General features: G+C 70.3%; 16 protein-coding genes. 8 read left to right on the top strand and 8 right to left on the bottom strand.

What is annotated here, in order from left to right:
- Nucleotides 1-138 precede the first annotated feature (138 nt).
- From ACFYW9_RS07025 to ACFYW9_RS07015, 3 genes are all read right to left on the bottom strand, one after another.
- Nucleotides 139-2,094, bottom strand: a complete 1,956-nt coding sequence (locus ACFYW9_RS07025) for an amino acid transporter (protein ID WP_351863029.1) — start codon at nucleotides 2,092-2,094, stop codon at nucleotides 139-141.
- Between the two features lie 183 nt (nucleotides 2,095-2,277).
- Nucleotides 2,278-3,000, bottom strand: coding sequence for a class F sortase (locus ACFYW9_RS07020; RefSeq protein WP_351863030.1), 723 nt, complete (start codon nucleotides 2,998-3,000; stop codon nucleotides 2,278-2,280).
- 308 nt (nucleotides 3,001-3,308) lie between these two features.
- A complete protein-coding gene (locus tag ACFYW9_RS07015) occupies nucleotides 3,309-4,043 on the bottom strand; it encodes a hypothetical protein (RefSeq protein WP_389145722.1) in 735 nt (244 codons plus the stop codon).
- A gap of 464 nt (nucleotides 4,044-4,507) precedes the next feature.
- Here ACFYW9_RS07015 and ACFYW9_RS07010 point away from each other — a divergent pair, with 464 nt between their 5' ends.
- Nucleotides 4,508-5,242 (top strand): SDR family NAD(P)-dependent oxidoreductase, encoded by a 735-nt coding sequence (locus tag ACFYW9_RS07010; RefSeq protein ID WP_389145719.1) that lies wholly within the window; start codon nucleotides 4,508-4,510, stop codon nucleotides 5,240-5,242.
- Between the two features lie 108 nt (nucleotides 5,243-5,350).
- Here the strand turns inward: ACFYW9_RS07010 and ACFYW9_RS07005 are convergent, their stop codons facing one another.
- Nucleotides 5,351-5,788, bottom strand: a complete 438-nt coding sequence (locus ACFYW9_RS07005; protein WP_326790851.1) for a hypothetical protein — start codon at nucleotides 5,786-5,788, stop codon at nucleotides 5,351-5,353.
- Nucleotides 5,789-6,366: 578 nt separating this feature from the next.
- On the opposite strand from ACFYW9_RS07005, the gene hemL reads away from it, so the two are divergent.
- The 7 genes from hemL to ccsB all read left to right on the top strand — a co-directional run bounded on the left by hemL (nucleotide 6,367) and on the right by ccsB (nucleotide 14,221).
- Nucleotides 6,367-7,683, top strand: coding sequence for a glutamate-1-semialdehyde 2,1-aminomutase (gene hemL, locus ACFYW9_RS07000; protein ID WP_351863032.1), 1,317 nt, complete (start codon nucleotides 6,367-6,369; stop codon nucleotides 7,681-7,683).
- Nucleotides 7,680-8,381 carry a histidine phosphatase family protein gene (locus ACFYW9_RS06995; protein ID WP_389145714.1) on the top strand — a complete coding sequence of 234 codons (702 nt, stop codon included), beginning with the start codon at nucleotides 7,680-7,682 and terminating at the stop codon, nucleotides 8,379-8,381. Before hemL ends, ACFYW9_RS06995 begins: the two co-directional genes overlap by 4 nt.
- Before the next feature lie 151 nt (nucleotides 8,382-8,532).
- Nucleotides 8,533-9,795 (top strand): hypothetical protein, encoded by a 1,263-nt coding sequence (locus tag ACFYW9_RS06990; RefSeq protein ID WP_351863033.1) that lies wholly within the window; start codon nucleotides 8,533-8,535, stop codon nucleotides 9,793-9,795.
- Between the two features lie 66 nt (nucleotides 9,796-9,861).
- Complete coding sequence (locus ACFYW9_RS06985) at nucleotides 9,862-10,479, top strand: TlpA family protein disulfide reductase (RefSeq protein WP_389145711.1); 618 nt, start codon at nucleotides 9,862-9,864, stop codon at nucleotides 10,477-10,479.
- Between the two features lie 50 nt (nucleotides 10,480-10,529).
- Nucleotides 10,530-11,267 carry a cytochrome c biogenesis CcdA family protein gene (locus tag ACFYW9_RS06980; RefSeq protein ID WP_389145807.1) on the top strand — a complete coding sequence of 246 codons (738 nt, stop codon included), beginning with the start codon at nucleotides 10,530-10,532 and terminating at the stop codon, nucleotides 11,265-11,267.
- Nucleotides 11,268-11,270: 3 nt separating this feature from the next.
- Nucleotides 11,271-13,103 (top strand): cytochrome c biogenesis protein ResB, encoded by a 1,833-nt coding sequence (locus ACFYW9_RS06975; RefSeq protein ID WP_389145708.1) that lies wholly within the window; start codon nucleotides 11,271-11,273, stop codon nucleotides 13,101-13,103.
- Nucleotides 13,100-14,221, top strand: a complete 1,122-nt coding sequence (ccsB, locus tag ACFYW9_RS06970) for a c-type cytochrome biogenesis protein CcsB (protein WP_389145705.1) — start codon at nucleotides 13,100-13,102, stop codon at nucleotides 14,219-14,221. Before ACFYW9_RS06975 ends, ccsB begins: the two co-directional genes overlap by 4 nt.
- Here ccsB and ACFYW9_RS06965 read toward each other — a convergent pair.
- The 4 genes from ACFYW9_RS06965 to ACFYW9_RS06950 form a co-directional block, all read right to left on the bottom strand.
- A complete protein-coding gene (locus ACFYW9_RS06965; protein WP_389145702.1) occupies nucleotides 14,218-15,762 on the bottom strand; it encodes an ABC transporter substrate-binding protein in 1,545 nt (514 codons plus the stop codon). The genes ccsB and ACFYW9_RS06965 overlap by 4 nt on opposite strands.
- Complete coding sequence (locus ACFYW9_RS06960; RefSeq protein WP_389145699.1) at nucleotides 15,762-17,921, bottom strand: hypothetical protein; 2,160 nt, start codon at nucleotides 17,919-17,921, stop codon at nucleotides 15,762-15,764. The genes ACFYW9_RS06965 and ACFYW9_RS06960 overlap by 1 nt, the downstream gene beginning before the upstream one ends.
- A 97-nt stretch (nucleotides 17,922-18,018) precedes the next feature.
- Complete coding sequence (locus ACFYW9_RS06955) at nucleotides 18,019-18,969, bottom strand: isopenicillin N synthase family dioxygenase (RefSeq protein ID WP_389145804.1); 951 nt, start codon at nucleotides 18,967-18,969, stop codon at nucleotides 18,019-18,021.
- A gap of 91 nt (nucleotides 18,970-19,060) precedes the next feature.
- Nucleotides 19,061-19,519 carry a nucleoside deaminase gene (locus ACFYW9_RS06950; protein ID WP_351863039.1) on the bottom strand — a complete coding sequence of 153 codons (459 nt, stop codon included), beginning with the start codon at nucleotides 19,517-19,519 and terminating at the stop codon, nucleotides 19,061-19,063.
- Nucleotides 19,520-19,525: the final 6 nt, after the last annotated feature.

Below are 19,525 nucleotides of genomic sequence, written 5' to 3'. Positions count from 1 at the left end.
GGCGGCGTGCGACCTGGTGAGCGGGTCCGCGACGGGCCTTCATACCGGCCTCTCACCTCTTCGCGGTGTGTCGGGTCTTCGCGGTGTGTCGGACGTGGCTGCTCCGGACTTCACCGGGCCTGACCGGGCCCGGGCGGGTCAGCCGACGTGCACCCGTGGCCGGCGCGCGCGGTCGGGTTCGGCCTCGCGCAGGACTTCCCTGGTGACGGGGGCGACCTCGCCCTGGCCGAAGAGGAAGAAGCGCAGGAAGTTGGTGAACGGGTTGCCCTCGGTCCACTCGAAGTAGATGTGCGGGGTGCCGCCCGTGGTGTCGCGGACGTAGAGCAGCAGGGCGGCGAGGGCGTTGGGGATGGAGGCGGATTCCAGGGTGATGACGCGGTAGCGGCCGTGCAGCACTTCGCCGCGTACGTTCATGACGGACTCGAACTCCGAGGGGTCGCCGACGGTGACCTCCAGGAAGACGAAGTCCTCCTGGGGCGGGAGGTCGTGGTCGGCGCGGATCTGCTCGATCTTCTCGCGGTACTCGGTGATGTCGCGCTTGTCGGGCTCGTTGGCGATGAAACGGATCCGCCGGCTCGCGATGTCCCGTACGAACCGCTCGGCCATGTCGTCCATGGTCATGCTGGTCACGCGCAGTTCGAACGCACGGGCGAGCCGGGAGAGGAAGGAGACGAGCATGATGCCGGCGATGAAGCAGGCGCCGATCTTCACACCGTCGGGGCGTTCGATGACGTTCACGACGGTCGTGTAGAGGAAGACCGCCGAGATGACGGCGAAGGCGTTGGTCCAGTGTTTCTGGCGGGCCTTGCGGGCGGCGATGGTGACGGCGATGGCGGCGGAGCTGATCAGGACGAGGACACCGGTGGCGTACGCGCCGCCCTGCGCGTCGACGTCGGCGTCGAAGATCCAGGTGACCAGGAACGCGATCAGGGTGAAGACGATCACCATGGGGCGGACGGCGCGCGCCCAGTGCGGGGCCATGCCGTAGCGCGGGAGATAGCGCGGCATGAGGTTGAGCAGCCCGGCCATGGCGGAGGCGCCGGCGAACCACAGGATGCAGATCGTGGAGACGTCGTAGACCGTGCCGAAGGCGTTGCCGAGGTACTCGTGCGCCAGGTAGGCGAGGGCGCGGCCGTTGGCCTGGCCGCCCGGCTCGAACTCCTTCTCCGGGATCAGCACGGTGGTGATGAAGCTGGTCACGATCAGGAAGACGCTCATGATCACGGCGGACGTCGTGAGCAGTTTCTTCGCGCCGCGGATACGGCCGGCCGGCTTCTGTTCGGTGTCGCCGGGGTCGCCCTCCACATGCGGCATGACCGCCACACCGGTCTCGAAGCCGGACAGGCCGAGCGCGAGCTTGGGGAAGACCAGCAGGGACACCCCGATCATCGCGAAGACGTTCCCGTGTTCGGCGGTCAGGGCGGTGGTCCAGTCGGTGACGACGTACTCGTGGGTGAGCACCTGCCAGACTCCGGCCGCCGCGACCACGACGTTGAGCCCGAGGTAGATGGCCACCAGGACCACCGCGACGCCGATCGCCTCCAGGAAGCCCTTGAGGAAGACCGCGCCCAGCAGGGCCACCAGGAACAGGGTGATCACCATCTGCTTGTCGTGCAGGGCGCTGTTCAGATGGGGGTTCTCCACCAGGTGGGTGGAGGCGTCGGCCGCCGAGAGGGTGATGGTGATCAGGAAGTCGGTGGCGGCGAAGCCGAGCAGGGTGAGGACGAACAGCTTGCCCTTCCAGAAGGAGAGCAGGCGTTCCAGCATCGCGATGGAGCCCTCGCCGTGCGGGCTCTCCTCCGCGACCCGGCGGTAGACGGGCAGCGCTCCCGCCAGAGTGACGATGACGAGCACGATGGTCGCGATGGGGGACAGCAGTCCGGCCGCGAGGGCGGCGATGCCGGGCTGGTAGCCGAGGGTGGAGAAGTAGTCGACGCCGGTCAGGCACATGACGCGCCACCAGCGCTGCCCCTTGTGCGCGGGCGCGGGTTCGGCGGCCGGCCGCGGCAGCTGGCGGCCCTTGCCCATGTCGGAGAGGCCCTCCAGCATCCACGCCCGCAAGCGACTCGGCGGGGCGGGCTCGGTGCTGGCCATCGGTGGCTCTCCTGACCTACGTCTCTTCGAACGGTTCCGGCCATCGAGGAGACGGCGCCCATCAGCGTATGCAGAGAGTGATCCACGGGCCCAAGCGTCCATGGGCCTCACGCGTCAAGCTTGCGTTAAGACCTGTTGACCGCGCATCACGAGAGCGCCGGGTGGCAGGTGTCCGTCGCCCGCTCAGACGAGATGGGCGAAGACCACCAGGTTGTCGGTGTAGTCCTTGACGGTGCGGTCGTAGGTGCCGGCGCAGGTGATGAGGCGGACCTCGGCGTCGGGAGTGTCGGCGTACACCCTGTCGTCGGGGAAGGCGTCCTTCGCGAAGGTCTCGGCGCTGTCGACGACGAACGACGCCGTCCGGCCGTCGGACCGCTCGACGCTGAACTTGTCGCCCTTCTCCAGGTTTTCGAGACCGGCGAACACGGCGGCGGAGGTCTTCGTGTCGACGTGCCCGGCGATGACCGCCGTCCCCACCTCACCGGGGGAGACGCCCTTGGCGTACCAGCCGACCAGATTCGTGTCGTTCGCGGGCGGGGCCTCGAGCTTGCCCGTGGCGTCGATGGCGAGGTCGGTGAAGGGCGCGTCCACCGAGATCTTCGGGATGTGCAGCCGGGTCGGCTCGGCCCGCGGGAGGTGCTTCGCCGCCGGGCGGTCGTTCGAGGGGGAGGTCGAGGCCGAGGCCGAGGGCGAGGCCGACGATACGGGCGTGGGCGTGTGCGAGTGCGCGGGGGCCGCCACGGCAGGGGAGGCGGGACCGGACGACTGGTCCTGGCGGTGGAGCACGTTCGTGGCCACCAGGACCGCGAAACCGGCGCACCACACGACCCATGTGACACGACGTCTGAAGGTCCGCTCGGGTGACGGGTGCGGGGTCTCGGCGGGAGAGGACAACCGGGCTGCCATCGGGCACCACCTCATCGGGTCGGGGCAGCGGAGCGGACTGGGCGGGAGCGGCGGGAACGGCGGGAACAGCGGGACGGGCAACAGAATCAGCAGCAGAAGCAGGACCGGGAAGGTCCGGCAGGACCGGCAGGACCGGCAACGGCAGAAGAGCCGGCAAGAACGGCAAGGCCGGCTGAGTCAGCGGTAGATCCGGAAGCAGGGGCAGGACCGGCAGGACCGGCAAGGTCGTCAGAAGCCGGAGGGGAGACCGGCCGGGCCGCCACGGGGTGAGCGGGTGGCGGCCCGGACCGCTATGTCGTCAGACATGGTCAGGCCACACCGCCCGCGGCGTTCCTACGGCGCAGCATGTACACGCCTACGGCCGCGAGGCCCAGGACGCCGACTCCGCCGGCCGTGACACCGGAGGTCGTGGCGAGACCGCCGCCGCCCGTGTGCACGCCGCCGTGCGGCTTGCCCCCGGACTCCTTGCTGCCCGAGTCCCACGAGCCCTTGTCCGTCCCGGAGCCCCACGAGCCCTTGTCCGTCCCGGAGTCCCAGGAGCCGCTGCTGTGGTCGGAGCTCGAGGAGTCCTTGTCCTTGTAGGTCTCCGGGTCGTACTTCTTGTCGACCTTGACGGAGTCGTCCGTCGTGACGGACGTCAGCGCACCGCCGCCGGTGTGCACGCCGCCTTCCGGCTTCTGGTGGTGCCAGGTGGGCTTGCCGTGGTCGCTCTCGTGCTCGGTGCCGTAGCCGGAGTCCTCCTTCTCCTTGCCGTACCCCGAGTCCTCCTTCTCCTTGCCGTACCCGGAATCTTCCTTCTCCTTGCCGTAGCCGGAGTCCTCCTTCTCCTTGCCGTACCCGGAGTCTTCCTTCTCCTTGCCGTAGCCGGAGTCCTCCTTCTCCTTGCTGGAGGGGGACGAGGACGAGGAGGAAGAGGAAGACGAGGAGGAAGAGGAGTCGCTGTGGTCCCAGTCGCCGGCCGTGACGGCGTACGCGCCGGGGGCGGCGATCGCGAGAGCGGCGGTGGCCGTCGCAGCGGCCAGGAGCATGCGGGCAGATCGCATTGTGGGAGTCCTTCCGTCAGAACCAGGCAGCTGACCTCTTGTCAGCAGGCAAAAACCCGGTGCGACGTGATCCACCGTCAGTCCGATGAGGCGAGCGCACCACCCGGGAAGCTCGCCCGGCCCATGGCCGGGGACCCGTCCTGCGGCCGTCCCGGCGATCGCCCGAGGGCGGTCCGCTTCTCTGACCTGCCGATTCGTCGCGCTCGCCCGGAGGGAGCCGTCCTGAGAGGTGTTCTTCGGATGACCCGATCGGCGGCGACACGTCTGCTTCGCCGAATGAGCCGTGCGAGGTGCTCACCGTCAGTTCCCGTCGCCCTGAAGGCTCTTGTCCTGAGCGAGCCGTGGAAGATTCCTGGGAGAGTCATGTCCTGGCGGCGGTCGATGATGTCGCCGCGGGCGCGGGAGAGCGGGAGTGGTCCCCTCTGCCGTCACACCGATGGTTCGTGTCGCGAGGAGAGGCGATCGTGGGGAACGGGCGGAGGATCACGGTGGTGACCGGCGGCAGCCGCGGGATCGGCGCCGCCGTCTGCCGGCGGCTGGCCCTGGAGGGCCATGACGTCGTCATCGGCTACCGGTCCGACCGCGTGGCGGCCGAGAAGGTGGCGGACGCCGTCGTGGACGCGGGCCGGCGCTGTCTGACGGTGGCCGTGGACACCTCCGACGCCGCCGCGGTCGACGGGCTCTTCGACGCGGCGGCCGGACTCGGCCAGGTCACCGGGCTGGTGAACAACGCGGGCGTCAGCGGACCCAACGGACCACTGGCCGACGCCGACCCCGAGGGCATGCGGGGCGCCCTCGAGGTCAACGTCCTCGGCTATCTGCTGTGCGCGCGCCGCGCCGTACGGGAGATGACCGCGTCCGGCGGGGGTGCGATCGTCAACATCTCGTCGTCGGCGGCGACCCTCGGCAGTCCGGGGCAGTACGTCCACTACGCGGCGACGAAGGCGGCCGTCGACGCCCTGACCGTCGGCCTGTCCAAGGAGGTGGCGGCGGACGGCATCCGCGTGAACGGTGTCGCTCCGGGGGTGGTCTGGACCGACTTCCACGAGGACCCGCAGCGCCCGGCCTGGATGGCCGACGTCATTCCCATGGGCCGCGCGGGCCGGCCGGAGGAGATCTCCGGTGCGGTGTCCTGGCTCCTGTCGGACGACGCCTCGTACACGACGGGTGCGGTCCTGCGGGTCGCGGGCGGGCTGTAGCGGGGGTCTTCCGGTGGTACGCCCCGGGCCGGTGATCGTTCGCGACCGTCCCGGGGCATGAGAAAAGGCGGGGTCCGGAAACCCCGCCCGCTGCTCAGGAAGCCCGGATCAGGGCCACACCAGGCAGTACGGCTGATGCCCCGCCTCGTGCAGGCGGTGCGAGAAGTCCTGCCACTCGTGCAGGAGCTGGTAGACGTTGAAGGCGTCCCGTGGGCCGCCCCGGTCCGGGACGGTGGACCAGATGAAGGCGGCCGCGCCCACGGCCTCCTCGCCCAGGCCGCGCAGCGGGTCGACGACGGTCATCGGGAGCTTGACCACGGCGTAGTCGGGGTGCAGGACGACGAGCTCCAGAGGCGGAACCTTGTTCAGGGGGACGCCTTCTATGCCGGTGAGGACCATCGCGGCCATCGTCTCCGGCTTGATCTTGGTGAACATGCCGTTCATGCCGAGTTCGTCGCCGCCGAGTTCTTCGGGACGCATCGAGATCGGGACCCTGGCGGCCGTCGCGCCGTCGGGCGCGCCGAAGTATTTGTACGTCACCCCCACTCGGCCACCATTCCCGCTCTCCGCCCGCAGTCGTTCGACCGCGCGATCGATCCGCTCGTCGGGGTCACCCTGCGATCCCTGTGCCTGTCCCGCTCTGCCGGCCGCTTCCTCCGCCTCACGCCGGTGCTTCCCCCGCCGGGCACGCCGAGGGTTGAGGTCGTCGGTCCCCTCGCCCAGTCCACCGCGATGCATATCTCCACCCGACTGCTTTTCTAAGTCGCGCGACCCCCGCCACGCAACCCGATCATCGTGACAGTGACCTCCCCCACGGTCGCACGCCGAAACGTACGCCGAAACACCTGTCCGCGGGATCTTCGCGGCCCCTGAACACCGTCGTTCATGTGAGCTGTCCGTTCTGGTCCCAGTTTCGCAGATGGCCGGGCGAAGCGACCCGGTTGTCATACCGGGCTCCGTCACACCGGCCCGGCGATGGCCGGGATCATTCCTCTGTGGAGAGCCGTACGTCGGGCCGGGGCCGTCCGTTCAGGGCGCCCCGGTCTTCCCCTCGCGGCCCACCGGACCCCCTGGCCTACCCTGAGGAGGTCACTAGCCCCCCGGAGTCGGAGACGTCGCAGGTCATGACCGAACTGCCTTATCCCTACGAAGCCCCAGCCTCGCAGTCGCTGTTCGACCGTGCGGCGGCCGTCACACCAGGTGGCGTGAATTCTCCGGTGCGCGCCTTCCGTGCCGTGGGTGGTACGCCCCGGTTCATGGTGTCCGGTACCGGTCCGTACCTGACCGACGCCGATGGCCGTGAATACGTCGACCTGGTCTGTTCCTGGGGTCCGATGATTCTCGGGCACTCCCGCCCCGAGGTCGTCGCCGCCGCTCAGGAGGCCGTCGCGCGCGGTACGTCCTTCGGTACGCCCGGTGAGGGGGAGGTCGCCCTCGCCGAGGAGATCGTCGCCCGCGTCGAGCCCGTCGAGCAGGTCCGGCTCGTCTCCAGCGGCACCGAGGCGACCATGTCGGCCATCCGGCTGGCCCGAGGGTTCACCCGGCGCACGAAGGTGATCAAGTTCGCCGGCTGCTACCACGGCCATGTCGACTCGCTGCTCGCCGCGGCGGGCAGCGGGGTGGCGACCTTCGCGCTGCCCGACACGCCCGGCGTCACCGGTGCCCAGGCCGCCGACACGATCGTCCTGCCCTACAACGATCTCGAAGCCGTGCAGGCCGCGTTCCACGCGCACCCCGGCGAGATCGCCTGTGTGATCACGGAGGCATCGCCCGGCAACATGGGTGTGGTGCCGCCGGCGCCCGGTTTCAACCAGGGCCTCAAGGACGCCTGCGCGAAGAACGGCGCGCTGTACATCTCGGACGAGGTCATGACCGGCTTCCGCACCAGCAGGGCCGGCTGGTACGGGATCGACGGTGTGCGTCCGGACCTGATGACCTTCGGCAAGGTGATGGGCGGCGGCTTCCCGGCCGCCGCGTTCGGTGGCCGCGCGGACGTGATGGGGCACCTCGCGCCGGCCGGGCCGGTGTACCAGGCGGGCACGCTCTCGGGCAATCCCGTCGCCACCGCCGCCGGGCTCGCGCAGCTGCGGCTGCTCGACCAGGCCGCGTACGACAGGATCGACGCGGTGTCGGGGCGGATCCGGGCGCTGGTGACCGAGGCGCTCACCAAGGAGGGTGTGACCCACCGTCTGCAGAGCGCCTCCAACATGTTCTCCGTCTTCTTCACGGGACGCGAGGTGCGCGACTACGAGGACGCGAAGGCGCAGGAGTCCTTCCGCTACACCGCGTTCTTCCACTCGATGCTGGCGCAGGGTGTCTACCTGCCGCCGTCCTCGTTCGAGTCGTGGTTCGTGTCGACGGCCCATGACGACCAGGCGGTTCAGAGGATCGCCGACGCCCTTCCGGCGGCGGCGCGGGCAGCGGCGGAGGCCACGGCATGAGCGGGACCAGCGACAAGAACGGCGCGGGGGACATCACCGTCGTCCACCTGATGCGGCACGGCGAGGTCGCCAACCCGGACGGGGTGCTCTACGGGCGGCTGCCCGGGTACCACCTGTCCGAGCTCGGGCGGCAGATGGCCGACCGGGTGGCCGAGCACCTCAGCTCGCGCGATGTCACGCATGTCGTGGCCTCGCCGCTGGAGCGGGCGCAGGAGACGGCCACGCCGATCGCGAAGGCCCACGGGCTCGACCTGGCGACGGACGGGCGGCTCATCGAGGCCGACAACGTCTTCCAGGGCAAGACCTTCGGGGTCGGGGACGGCGCGCTGCGGCGGCCGGAGAACTGGAAGCACCTCGTCAACCCCTTCAGGCCGTCCTGGGGCGAGCCGTACGTGGACCAGGTCGTCCGCATGATGGGTGCGCTGGATGCCGCCAAGGACGCCGCGCGCGGCCACGAGGCGGTGCTGGTGAGTCATCAGCTGCCGATCTGGATCGTCCGCAGCTACGCGGAGAAGCGGCGGCTGTGGCACGACCCGCGCAAGCGGCAGTGCACCCTGGCCTCGTTGACGACGTTCACCTACCGCGGCGACAAGATCGTGTCCGTGGGCTATACGGAGCCCGCGCGCGATCTGGTGCCGGCTCATCTCCTGGCGGGCGCCAAGCCGGTGAAGGGCAAGGACAAGGCATTCGGGGCCTGACGGTCGAAAGCGAAGAGCCGGGCCAAATGGGCGTATCTTCGTAAAATCACATAAATCTGCGCGCGTTAAAGGGAACCCGCGACTTCATCGCGCCCTCTCATGGGATACAAGCTGAGAGTCAGCTGAGAGGGTGCGATGAAAAGAGGACCGTATGCGCGACGTCAGCCGAAGGGGAATGATCGGCCTCGGTGCGGGTGCGGCGACCGCGCTCGGACTCGCCGCGTGCGGCACCACCTCGGGCAAGGAAGCCGAGCGGCATCCTGACCCCTCTCCCACCGGCGGCACCGGCCGTCCGGGCACCCCGAAGAAGCCGGCCGTACGTCTCATCGGCGACGGGTCCACCGCCTACACCGGCAAGCAGCCGCGCCAGCCGCTGGCTCCCGTGCCGCTCGAACCCGGCGAGACCCCGCCGCAGTTCGTGGTCTTCTCCTGGGACGGAGCCGGAGAGGTCGGCACCGGTCTCTTCGACCGCTTCCTCCAGCTCGCCAGGGAGAACGACGCGCACATGACGTTCTTCCTCTCCGGGCTGTATCTCCTGCCCGAGTCGAAGAAGCGCCTCTACGACCCGCCGAACAACCCCCGCGGCGCCTCGGACATCGGTTATCTGAGCGACGACCACGTCCGCTCCACCCTGAAGCTGGTCCGTCAGGCCTGGCTCGACGGCCACGAGATCGGCACCCACTTCAACGGCCACTTCTGCGGCGGCTCCGGCTCGGTCGGCAACTGGACGTCCCGGCAGTGGGCCAGCGAGATCGAGCAGGCCAAGTCCTTCGTCACCGAGTGGCGCACCAACACGGGCTGGACCGACCTGCCCCCGCTGCCCTTCGACTACGAGAAGGAGCTCATCGGCGCCCGCACCCCGTGCCTGCTCGGCCAGAACAGCCTGCTGCCCGCCGTCAAGGAGCTCGGCTGGCGCTACGACGCCTCCTCGCCCGGCGGTGTCCAGCGCTGGCCGCAGAGGAAGGGCGGCCTGTGGGACCTGCCCCTCCAGGCGATGCCCTTCCCCGGGCACCGCTTCGAGGTCCTCTCGATGGACTACAACATCCTCGCCAACCAGTCGATCGCCACCACCCGGGCGCCCTCGTACAACTACCCGGGCTGGCGCACGCAGGCCTCCGCGTCGTACGTGGCGGGATTCAAGCGGGCATTCGAGACGAACCGGGCGCCCTTCTTCATCGGCAACCACTTCGAGGAGTGGAACGGCGGCATCTACATGGACGCCGTCGAGCACGTCTTCACCCACATCGCCCGGGAGAAGCAGAAGGGCTCCGACGTGCGCATGGTCTCCTTCCGGCAGTTCGTGGACTGGCTGGACGTCCAGCGGCCCGAGGTGCTGGCGAAGCTCCAGGCCATGGACGTGGCCGAGGAGCCCGCCGGAGGCTGGCACCGCTACCTTCGGGGACAGGCCGCCTGAAATGCGGGTTTCCACCCGCAAGGGGGGTGCGGAAGATCCCCGAATCGGGCATGCGAAACTTTTCACATGAGTGCCGCCTGCCGCGCAGACCAGCGCCCGAACCGCCCCCGCGTCGTCCTGTACACCGCGGGGGCCGTCGTCGCCGCGCTCGTGCTGTCCGCGTGCACCTCCGGCGGCACCTCGGGCGGCGCGGGCAACAGCGGCTTCGTCTCCGGCAAGGACGGAATCTCCACCGTCGCCAAGGGGTCCAGGGACACCGCCCCGGACCTCTCGGGCGAGACCACCGACGGCAAGCAGCTCGATGTCGCGGACTACAAGGGCAAGGTCGTCGTCCTCAACGTGTGGGGCTCCTGGTGCCCGCCGTGCCGCGCCGAGACGCCGAACCTCGTCAAGGTCGCCGAGGAGACCGCCGACCAGGGCGTGCAGTTCGTCGGCATCAACACCCGTGACCCCAGCACCTCCCGGGCCAGAGCCTTCGAGAAGCAGCAGGACGTCCCGTACCCCAGCCTGTACGACCCGACGGGCAAGCTGATGCTCCGCTTCAAGAAGGGCACGCTCAACCCGCAGACGATCCCCTCCACGATCGTCATCGACCGGGACGGGAAGATCGCGGCCCGCACGCTCCAGGCGCTCAGCGAGGACAAGCTGCACGAGATGCTCGACCCCGTCCTCGCGGAGAAGTGACCGACGTGCCCCTTCTCCAGACGTCCGTGAACCTCGCCGCCTCGACCGGTATGAACACCACGGTCTACAGCGGCGCCCTGCTGCTCGCGCTGCCCATCGCCGTGCTCGGCGGGCTCGTCTCCTTCTTCTCGCCGTGCGTCCTGCCGCTCGTACCCGGCTATCTGTCGTACGTCACCGGGGTCAGCGGCACGGACCTCGCCGAGGCCAGACGGGGACGGATGGTCGCGGGGGCCAGTCTGTTCGTGCTCGGCTTCACCGCCGTGTTCGTCTCCGGCGGGGCGCTGTTCGGGTACTTCGGCTCGACGCTGCACGAGTACAACGGCACGCTCAGCAAGGTCCTCGGCGCGCTGATGATCGCGCTCGGTGTGTTCTTCATGGGGCTGATGCCCTGGCTCACCCAGCGCGAGTTCCGCTTCCACAAGCGGCCGGTGACCGGGCTCGCGGGCGCGCCGATACTGGGCGCGCTCTTCGGCATCGGCTGGACGCCGTGTCTGGGCCCCACACTCACCTCCGTCAACATGCTCTCCATGGACCAGGCGAGCGCCGGGCGCGGGGCCATACTGACGGTCGCCTACTGCCTCGGACTGGGAGTGCCCTTCGTCCTCGCCGCGGTCGCCTTCCGCAAGGCGCTCGGCGCGTTCGGCTGGGTGAAGCGTCACTACGCCTGGGTGATGCGGATCGGCGGCGGAATGATGATCGTGACCGGCCTCCTCCTGCTGACCGGTGCCTGGGACGGCATCGTGCAGCAGATGCAGACCTGGTCCGACGGCTTCACGGTAGGGATCTGACCCATGAGCAGCACTGACACCGGCAAGACCGCCGGCCCGGCCGGCACCGGGGACCCGGCCGGCGAGGACACGCCGGCCTCCCGGGAGACGCGGGACGCCCGCGAGCTCGGCGAGGCCGCCTCGCAGCTGTCCACCGCGCCCGTGGAGACGGTGGTGCCCGGCTCCTTCGGCGGCGCACGCACCCCCGGCGCCCTGGGACGGATCGCCTGGACAGGCCGTGAGGTCACCGGCTGGGTCCGCTGGATCTGGCGCCAGCTCACGTCGATGCGGGTCGCGCTGATCCTGCTCTTCCTGCTGTCGCTCGGCGCCATCCCCGGATCGCTGATCCCGCAGTCCGGTACCGACGCGGCCAAGGTGCAGGAGTTCAAGGACGCGCACAGCGCGCTCGGTCCGCTCTACGACCGGCTCGGCCTGTTCCACGTGTACAGCTCGGTGTGGTTCTCCGCGATCTACATCCTGCTGTTCGTCTCGCTCATCGGCTGCATCGTGCCCCGCACCTGGCAGTTCGTCGGACAGCTGCGCGGCCGGCCGCCGGGCGCCCCCCGGCGGCTGACCCGGCTGCCCGCGTACACGACCTGGCGCACCGCGGCGGAGCCCGAGCAGGTCCGCGAGATCGCGCTGAAGGTGCTCAGGCAGAAGCGGTTCCGGGCGCACGTCGACAAGGACGCCGTCGCCGCCGAGAAGGGCTACCTCCGCGAGACCGGCAACCTGCTCTTCCACATCGCGCTGATCGTGATGCTCGTCGCCTTCGCCTGGGGCCAGCTCTTCAAGTCCGAGGGCGACAAGCTGATCGTCGAGGGCGACGGCTTCTCCAACACGCTCCTGTCCTACGACGACTTCAAGTCAGGCAACCTCTTCAGCACCGACGACCTGACACCGTTCAGCTTCGACCTGAAGAACTTCACCGGCACCTACGAGCGGACCGGTCCCAACAAGGGCACGCCCCGCACGTACCAGGCGGCGATCACCTACAGCGAGGGCGCCTACGGCAAGGAGCACGAGGCGCTCGTCAAGGTCAACGAGCCGCTCGTGATCGGCGACACGAAGGTCTATCTGACCGCCCACGGCTACGCGCCCACCGTGACCGTCCGGGACGGCAAGGGCGACGTCGTCTTCCACGACGCCGTGCCCATGCTGCCGCAGGACGGGAACGTCACCTCGGTCGGAGCGATCAAGGTCATGGACGGCTACAAGAACGCCCAGGGCAGGACCGAACAGCTCGGCTTCTCCGGCGTCTTTGTGCCGACCTTCGCCGGGGCGGGCAAGGGCACCATGTTCTCCCAGTTCCCCGCGCTCGACTATCCCGTGCTCGCGCTGAACGGCTTCCACGGCAGCCTCGGGGTCGACGCCGGCCTCCCGCAGAACGTGTACCAGCTCGACACGTCCCACATGAAGCAGTTCAAGGACGCCAAGGGCGGGATCCTCAAGGCACGGCTGCTGCCCGGCGAGACGATGAAGCTGCCGGACGGCGCCGGTTCGATCACCTTCGACAAGGACATCAAGGAGTGGGCGAACTTCCAGGTCACCCAGCAGCCCGGCAGTGACTGGGCGCTGGCCGGGGCGTTCGCCGCGATCCTCGGACTCGCCGGTTCGCTGTTCATCCAGCGCCGCCGCGTCTGGGTGCGGGCGACCACCGGCGACGACGGTGTCACCGTCGTCGAGATGGCCGGGCTCGGCCGCAGCGAGTCCGCGAAGCTTCCCGAGGAGCTCGGCGACCTGGCCGCGCTCGTGCACGAACAGGCACCCACCAAGCCCGACGAAGACGCGGCACCCACCGACGCCGACGCCGACGCCGAACCCCCCGTACCCGCCGCTGAAGGGGCCGAGAAGCAGTGACGCTCGCCACCGCACATGATTTGGGCGCCGTGACCGAACTGGCCACCGCGACCAACGAACACCTCGCCAACATCAGCAACACGCTGATCTACTCCGCGATGGCCGTCTACACCCTGGCCTTCTTCGCCTTCATCGCCGAGTGGCTCTTCGGCAGCCGCAGCAAGGTCTCCCGCACCGCGAGCGCGCTCACCGCGGACGGCGCGAAGGCGGCCGCGGCCCCCGAGGTCACCGTGCGCAAGGCCGGCGGGACCACCGTGCTGGAACGGCCGAAGGTCGTCACCCGCTCCGCGGCGGGCGCGCGGGACGTGCCCGACGGGCCCGGCGCTCACGGCGGGGACGAGCAGGGCGACCTCTATGGGCGGATCGCCGTCTCCCTGAGCGTGCTGGCCTGGGGCGTCGAGGCGGCCGGAGTGCTCGCCCGCGCCATGTCGGTGCGGCGTGCCCCCTGGGGCAACATGTACGAGTTCAACATCACCTTCTCCACCGTCGCCGTCGGGGTCTTCCTCGTCCTGCTCGCGCTGAAGAAGAACGTCCGCTGGCTCGGCCTCCCGCTGATCACCACGGTCCTGCTCGACCTCGGTCTCGCGGTCACCGTCCTGTACACCGCGAGCGACCAGCTGGTCCCCGCGCTGCACTCGTACTGGCTGTACATCCACGTCTCGACCGCGATCCTGTGCGGCGCCGTCTTCTACGTGGGCGCCGTCGGCACGGTGCTGTACCTCTTCAAGGACTCCTACGAGAACAAGCTGGAGAAGGGCGGGAAGCCCGGCCGGTTCGCCACCTCCGTCATGGAGCGGCTGCCCGCCTCGGCCTCGCTCGACAAGTTCTCCTACCGCGTGAACGCCGCCGTCTTCCCGCTGTGGACGTTCACGATCATCGCGGGCGCGATCTGGGCGGGCGACGCCTGGGGCCGCTACTGGGGCTGGGACCCCAAGGAGACCTGGGCGTTCATCACCTGGGTCGCCTACGCCTGCCACCTGCACGCGCGGGCCACGGCCGGCTGGAAGGGCCGCAAGGCCGCCTACATCGCCCTGGTCGCCTTCGGCTGCTGGCTGTTCAACTACTACGGCGTCAACATCTTCGTCAGCGGCAAGCACTCCTACGCAGACGTCGGTTAGGACGGCGGCAGGCACTGGGCAGCCGGTGGCCTGCCGTCCGGCCAGGCGATCCTCACGAAGCGGGCGCGGCTGTCGTGGGTCAGCTCCACGATCGGCACGGCCTTGTCGTACGGATTCCCGTGGACGTCCAGGCAGATCCACCCGCTCGCCCCGTTCACCCGGAGCTGGGCGCCCTTGACCTGGGGCCACTGGAGGCCGACGTCCGCGAGCGCGGGGATCCGCCCGGTCGGCGAGGCCCCGCGGACACCGCGCACCGCGAGCCGCATGGCGTCGTACGCGATGATCAGCTGGCCGTCGTCGAGGGCCACCGGGCCGATGGGGCCGACCGGCTCCCGCGCGGCGTCGGCCAGGAGCCGCCCGAGCACCTTCGCGTCGGCCGCGCTGCCGCCGGTCCGCGCGCTGTCCTTCGGCCAGGCGTCCGGATGGGCGAGGGCCGTGTAGCGCACGGTCAGCAGCGGGTCCTTCAGGGCGGCCGGGTCGAGGTCCTTGTCACCCGCGAGGTACGAGCCCTCGTCGCCGGTGAGCACGGTGAAGCGGCGGTCGGAGCAGCCCCGGGCGCCCAGCGCGTTGATGAACTGCCGCAACTGGGTGTGCCGGCCGGCGAACAGGACGGTGTTCGTGGTCTTCGGCGTGTTGCACAGGATGTTGGCGATCTGCGCGAAGACGTTGGCGGTGCTTCCCTCCTTGCTGCGGTCGGCGGGCGGGGTGAACGGCTGGGCCTCGGAGCGCGCGCCCTTGAGCATCTTCTCGAACGACGTCTGGAGCGTGCGCGTGTAGGGATCGCCGGTCCGGTCGTAGACCAGGAAGGCGTTGACCGCCGACACCTTGGCGAAGGAGGCGAGGGCACGTGCCTCGTCGGTGTTGGTGGGGGAGACACGGGCGAGCCCGGGGAAGGGGTCCTTGCCGCCCTGCCCGTTGGCGAGGCTGTCGGCGGTGATCGAACTCCCTATCACCGGTATGCCCCGCCGGGTGAGCTCCGCGACCGCCTTCTTGTTGTTCTCGGTGCTCACCCCGACCCCGGTGACCGCGCGCAGCCGGTCCGGGCCCTTGGTCATCCGGTCGAGCTGGTCGACGGTGTGCCGCCAGGAGGCGCCGGTGGCACCGGGGTTGGCGAGCACGAGCCGTATCTTCGGCTTCAGCCCGGTCGTGTCGTGGTTGGCCTGGTACTGCGCCAGGTAGGCGCCCTGGAGTTCGTGGAGGACGTCGGCGAGGTTGTCGGCGTCGGTCGCGGTGAAGGGTTCGAGCAGGGCGACGGTGACGTAACTGCCGGGAGTCAGACGGCGGTTCTCACGGTCGATCGCCCGCACGGTCTCGGTGAACCGCGACCGCCCGAAGGTGTACGCCGTCCAGGAGACGCCCACGCACTCGTCACCGTCCTTCGGCTGGACGACTCCCGGCGCGCACGACCGGTCCACCTTCGCCGCCGTCATGCCGCCCCAGACACCGAGGCCCACGAGGGCGGCGGCGAGGGTCAGCGCGACGTACCTGCGGAAACGAATCTCCCAGATGTCCTCGCGCAGCCACACCCATAAGCGAGCCATCACCGTCCTCCGTCCTCGTCGTCCGGGACGCGCAGCGGCCGGCCGGCCAGGGCGTCGGCGGGCCAGTCCCGAGAGGCCCGCCACAGCAGGGCGTTGCCCGCGGGCCGCAGGTTCGAGAGCTGCTCCAGCTCGAAGCGCAGCCGCTCGGCCACCCTCGGGTCGGGCAGCACCAAGGGGTCGGTGAGCTGCCACACCGCGTGCAGCAACCGCCGTACCCGCAGGTGCAGTACAGGGTCCACGCCCTCCGGCGGCCGGTGCGCGGCGTCCGTGCGGCCGAGGGCGACGGAGGCGCGGTGGTCGTGGCCCTCGAAGTCGCGGCCGTCCGGATCATGGGCGTGGTAGTAGGGAGCGGAGGCGATGAAGAGCAGTGCGGACAGCCAGCCGCGGGTGTCGGAGAGGGGGAAGGTGTCGCGCAGATGCGCCACCGCGAAGTCCGCTTTCCCGAGGGCGAGTTCGTGGTGCAGTCGATAGCGGTCGCTGTCCGCCGGGGCCGTCGCGCCCAGGTCCTGGTAGTGGTCGACGAGGGTGCGGTGCACGGCTCGCCATCCTTCGTGGTCCGCGTCGTCGTGGTGCAGCCTGAGCAGCAGGAGCGCGCGCAGGAAGGGGTCGCCGACGAACTGTCCGGCCGCCGTCGCCCAGCCCTCCGACGCGAGCCGTTCCTCCAGGTCGAGGACGCCGGACGTGCCGAAGTCCTCCGGAAGCCGCGACTGGGCGAGCGAGCACGCCGAGTCACGGTCGTGGGCCGCGGCCAGCACGGTCAGTTCGTCGAGGCGGCCGCCGGGGACGAGCCGGCCGAGGAGCTCCTGATAGGCGGGGCGGCCGGCGTGGTCCTCGTGCGGGGCGATGTGGGCGGTCAGCAACGTGCCGAGCGAGTCGGCGCCTTCGGGCAGGTTCTGCCGGACCGAGGCGGCCAGCAGGGTGATGCCGAGCGGGCTGCCTCCCGTCAGCCGATGGGTGGCGTGCGGGAGTTGGGGCGGTACGGCGGTCGGGGCCGAGGGTCCGGCACCGAGGCCGCCGGACGCGGTGTCCATGATGTGCAGGGTGTCGTCGGGGGTCAGCGGCGGCAGCGGGACGAGCAGGGCGCGCGAGGACGGTGAGGTGCCGGGCCGCCATCCGGTGGCCCGGGCCGTCTCGGGCAGGGTGCGGCGGCCCGCGTTGCGCAGCGCCGGATGCGAGTCGCCCCGGAGCGTGGCGAAGAAGACGGCCTGGTCCTTGACGCCGTCGGCGCGGTCGCGCAGGACCGGCTCGAGGAGTCCGAGGCCCGCGGGCTCCTGGACGTTGTCGATCAGCAGGACCGGGCGTCCCCGCCGGTGCGAGCGCTGGACGACGCCCGCGTAGGCGTCGTCGAGATCGGCCAGCAGGGCGCGTACGAGATGGCGTTCGGCGTGTCTGCGGGAGTCGCCGCCCGCCCGGAAGTGCCGGGAGAGCAGGATCAGCGCGAGCTTGGGGCTGCCGCCCGCGTTCGGGTAGTCCCGGTACCAGCCGGCGGCCCTGCGCAGCCGGCGGTGGGCCGGGGAGACGCCTTCCGTGAAGGCCTCCAGGGTCGCCTCGATGATGGGCTCCACCACGGGGCCGGTCCCGCTCGTGGACGCGACGAGCTTGGAGATCACCTTGCTCACCCAGCGTCCCGCGAACCCCGACAGCCAGGACTCGGTCTCGCTCAGCAGCAGGATGCGCTCCGCCTCCTGCCGGATGCGCGGCACGTCGCGGTCGCTCCAGCCGCCCGCCGCCACGGCCAGCAGGCCGGACGACAGTCGCGGGAAGCCGATGCGTCCGGCGCCCTTCACCGGTTCGGCGAGCTGTTCCGCGGCCGTGGTGAGCGCCTGCGCCACCGGTGACCAGGACTCGGCCGGACGGTCCGGGGGCGGCGCGGCGAACTGCCGTTCCTCGCCGTCGATCAGGGCGACGGGGGTGTGCCCGCGGTAGGCCTCGCGCAGGGCGAGGAGCACGGCGGTCTTGCCCAGTCCCCGGCCGCCCGTGAAGATCACGAAGGGCGGTTCCCCGGGATGTTCGTACGGTGTGGCGCGCAGCTGGTACGGACGCAGGCCGACCAGTCGTGACGCGAGTCCGGGCGGATCGGTGTCGAACAGCGCCCCCCGGCCGTGCAGCCCTGTGTGCACCGCATCTCCCCCTGGTCCGCGGTCCGGCTCATTCCACATGTGCTGCTGTGAGGTGTATCAACAACAGTTTAAGAAGGGGGGGTTGGTTCGGGATAGGCCATCCGGTGTCCGTTCAGTTACGAAAGCATTCAACCGTTCAACCGACAGTGATCGAATCGAGTTTCCGGCGCAGGTATGTGTGGGAATCCACCGGTTCGTACGCGACGCGGCCGACCGGGGCGGGTACCGACTCGACCAGCGTTCCCGGGGTGCACTCGCCGAAGTACACGAGCGAGATCAGCTCCTCGGCGGGCGCGTCGGTCGGCGGCGGCAGTACCCGGTGCCGTCCCGAGCGCCAGCGGTCGCCGGTCCAACGGGCCATGAGATCACCGATGTTGACCGTCAGTGCCGCCGGGTCGAACGGAGCGTCCTGCCAGCCGTCCGCGTCCGTGAACACCTGGAGGCCGCCCTTTCCGGCCTGCCGGTCGAGGATGGTGACGGTGCCGAAGTCGGTGTGGGGCCCGATGCGGAACTGGCCCGGCTCGGGCTCGCCGACGACCTCCGTCCCCGGGTACCAGTTGATGTTGAAGCCGTACGTCGGATGGTCCATGTGCCGGGTGAAGAAGTCCGGTCCGAGGCCGAGCGCCTCGCCGAGCAGCTCCAGGAGTTCGTTCTCCAGCCGGGCCATCCCGGCCAGGTACTCCTCGCAGAGCGCCCGCAGCGAAGGGGCCTCGGCGGGCCAGACGTTCGGCGCGTACCACTGGGCGTTGGTCTCCGGGTCCTCGAACGGCTCGTGCGTCGCGAACGTCAGCGACTCCTTGAGGTCCGGCGGGGTCATCGTGCCCTCCGCGTAGCCGTTGGCCTCGGCGCCGGGCCCGAGCCAGCCGCGCCCGCCGACCCGGGCGGCGTACGGCTGCTTGGTCCCGGCGGGCAGCGCGAAGAAGGCGCGGGCGGCTTCCCGCAGGCCGCGGCGCAGCTCCGGGTCCACGCCGTGGCCGGTGACGAGCAGGAACCCGGCGGTTCGCAGGGCGTCGTCGACGGTGCGGGCGAGCACGGCACGGGCGGCGGGGTCCCCGGAGAACCAGGGCCGCAGATCGATGGTGGGGATGCCGGGAGCCGGGGAGCGTGCGGGGTCGGCGGTACCGGCCTTCGCCGTCCCCGGGGGATCCGCCGGGCTGTTCGCCTGGGTGTTCGCCGGGTCATTCACCGATGTCCTCGTTCCACAGGGCCGGGTTCTTCTCGATGAAGTCGCGCATCAGCGCGGTGCACTCGGGATCGTCGAGCAGCACGATCTGCACGCCGTGCTCGGCGAGCCAGTCGTGGCCGCCGTGGAAGGTGGCCGCCTCGCCGACGACCACCCGGGAGATCCCGAACTGCCGGACCAGCCCGCTGCAGTACCAGCACGGCGACAGGGTGGTCACCATGGTCGTGCCGCGATACGTCCGCTGCCGTCCCGCGTCGCGGAACGCGGCCGTCTCGCCGTGCGCCGAAGGGTCGCCGTCCTGGACGCGGCGGTTGTGGCCGCGGCCGAGCAGGGTGCCGTCCGCGCCGTACAGCGCGGCCCCGATGGGGATACCGCCCTCGGCGAGCCCGGCGCGTGCCTCCGCCAGGGCGGTCGCGAGCCACGCGCGGGCCCGTACCTGATCGATGCGCTCCATGACTCC

Source organism: Streptomyces sp. NPDC002698, from assembly GCF_042888945.1.
Classification (GTDB): Bacteria; Actinomycetota; Actinomycetes; order Streptomycetales; family Streptomycetaceae; genus Streptomyces.
This window is presented reverse-complemented; position numbering and strand designations above follow the sequence as displayed.

Excerpts from the sequence above, each read along its gene's own strand:
- ACFYW9_RS06950 (WP_351863039.1), bottom strand. The coding sequence starts at position 19,519 with ATGGAGCGCATCGATCAGGTACGGGCCCGCGCGTGGCTCGCGACCGCC.
- ACFYW9_RS07025 (WP_351863029.1), bottom strand. The coding sequence starts at position 2,094 with ATGGCCAGCACCGAGCCCGCCCCGCCGAGTCGCTTGCGGGCGTGGATG.
- ACFYW9_RS07015 (WP_389145722.1), bottom strand. The coding sequence starts at position 4,043 with ATGCGATCTGCCCGCATGCTCCTGGCCGCTGCGACGGCCACCGCCGCT.
- ACFYW9_RS06990 (WP_351863033.1), top strand. The coding sequence starts at position 8,533 with ATGCGCGACGTCAGCCGAAGGGGAATGATCGGCCTCGGTGCGGGTGCG.
- ACFYW9_RS06960 (WP_389145699.1), bottom strand. The coding sequence starts at position 17,921 with ATGTGGAATGAGCCGGACCGCGGACCAGGGGGAGATGCGGTGCACACA.
- ACFYW9_RS06980 (WP_389145807.1), top strand. The coding sequence starts at position 10,530 with ATGAACACCACGGTCTACAGCGGCGCCCTGCTGCTCGCGCTGCCCATC.
- hemL (WP_351863032.1), top strand. The coding sequence starts at position 6,367 with ATGACCGAACTGCCTTATCCCTACGAAGCCCCAGCCTCGCAGTCGCTG.
- ACFYW9_RS07020 (WP_351863030.1), bottom strand. The coding sequence starts at position 3,000 with ATGGCAGCCCGGTTGTCCTCTCCCGCCGAGACCCCGCACCCGTCACCC.
- ACFYW9_RS06965 (WP_389145702.1), bottom strand. The coding sequence starts at position 15,762 with ATGGCTCGCTTATGGGTGTGGCTGCGCGAGGACATCTGGGAGATTCGT.
- ACFYW9_RS06975 (WP_389145708.1), top strand. The coding sequence starts at position 11,271 with ATGAGCAGCACTGACACCGGCAAGACCGCCGGCCCGGCCGGCACCGGG.
- ACFYW9_RS06995 (WP_389145714.1), top strand. The coding sequence starts at position 7,680 with ATGAGCGGGACCAGCGACAAGAACGGCGCGGGGGACATCACCGTCGTC.
- ACFYW9_RS06985 (WP_389145711.1), top strand. The coding sequence starts at position 9,862 with ATGAGTGCCGCCTGCCGCGCAGACCAGCGCCCGAACCGCCCCCGCGTC.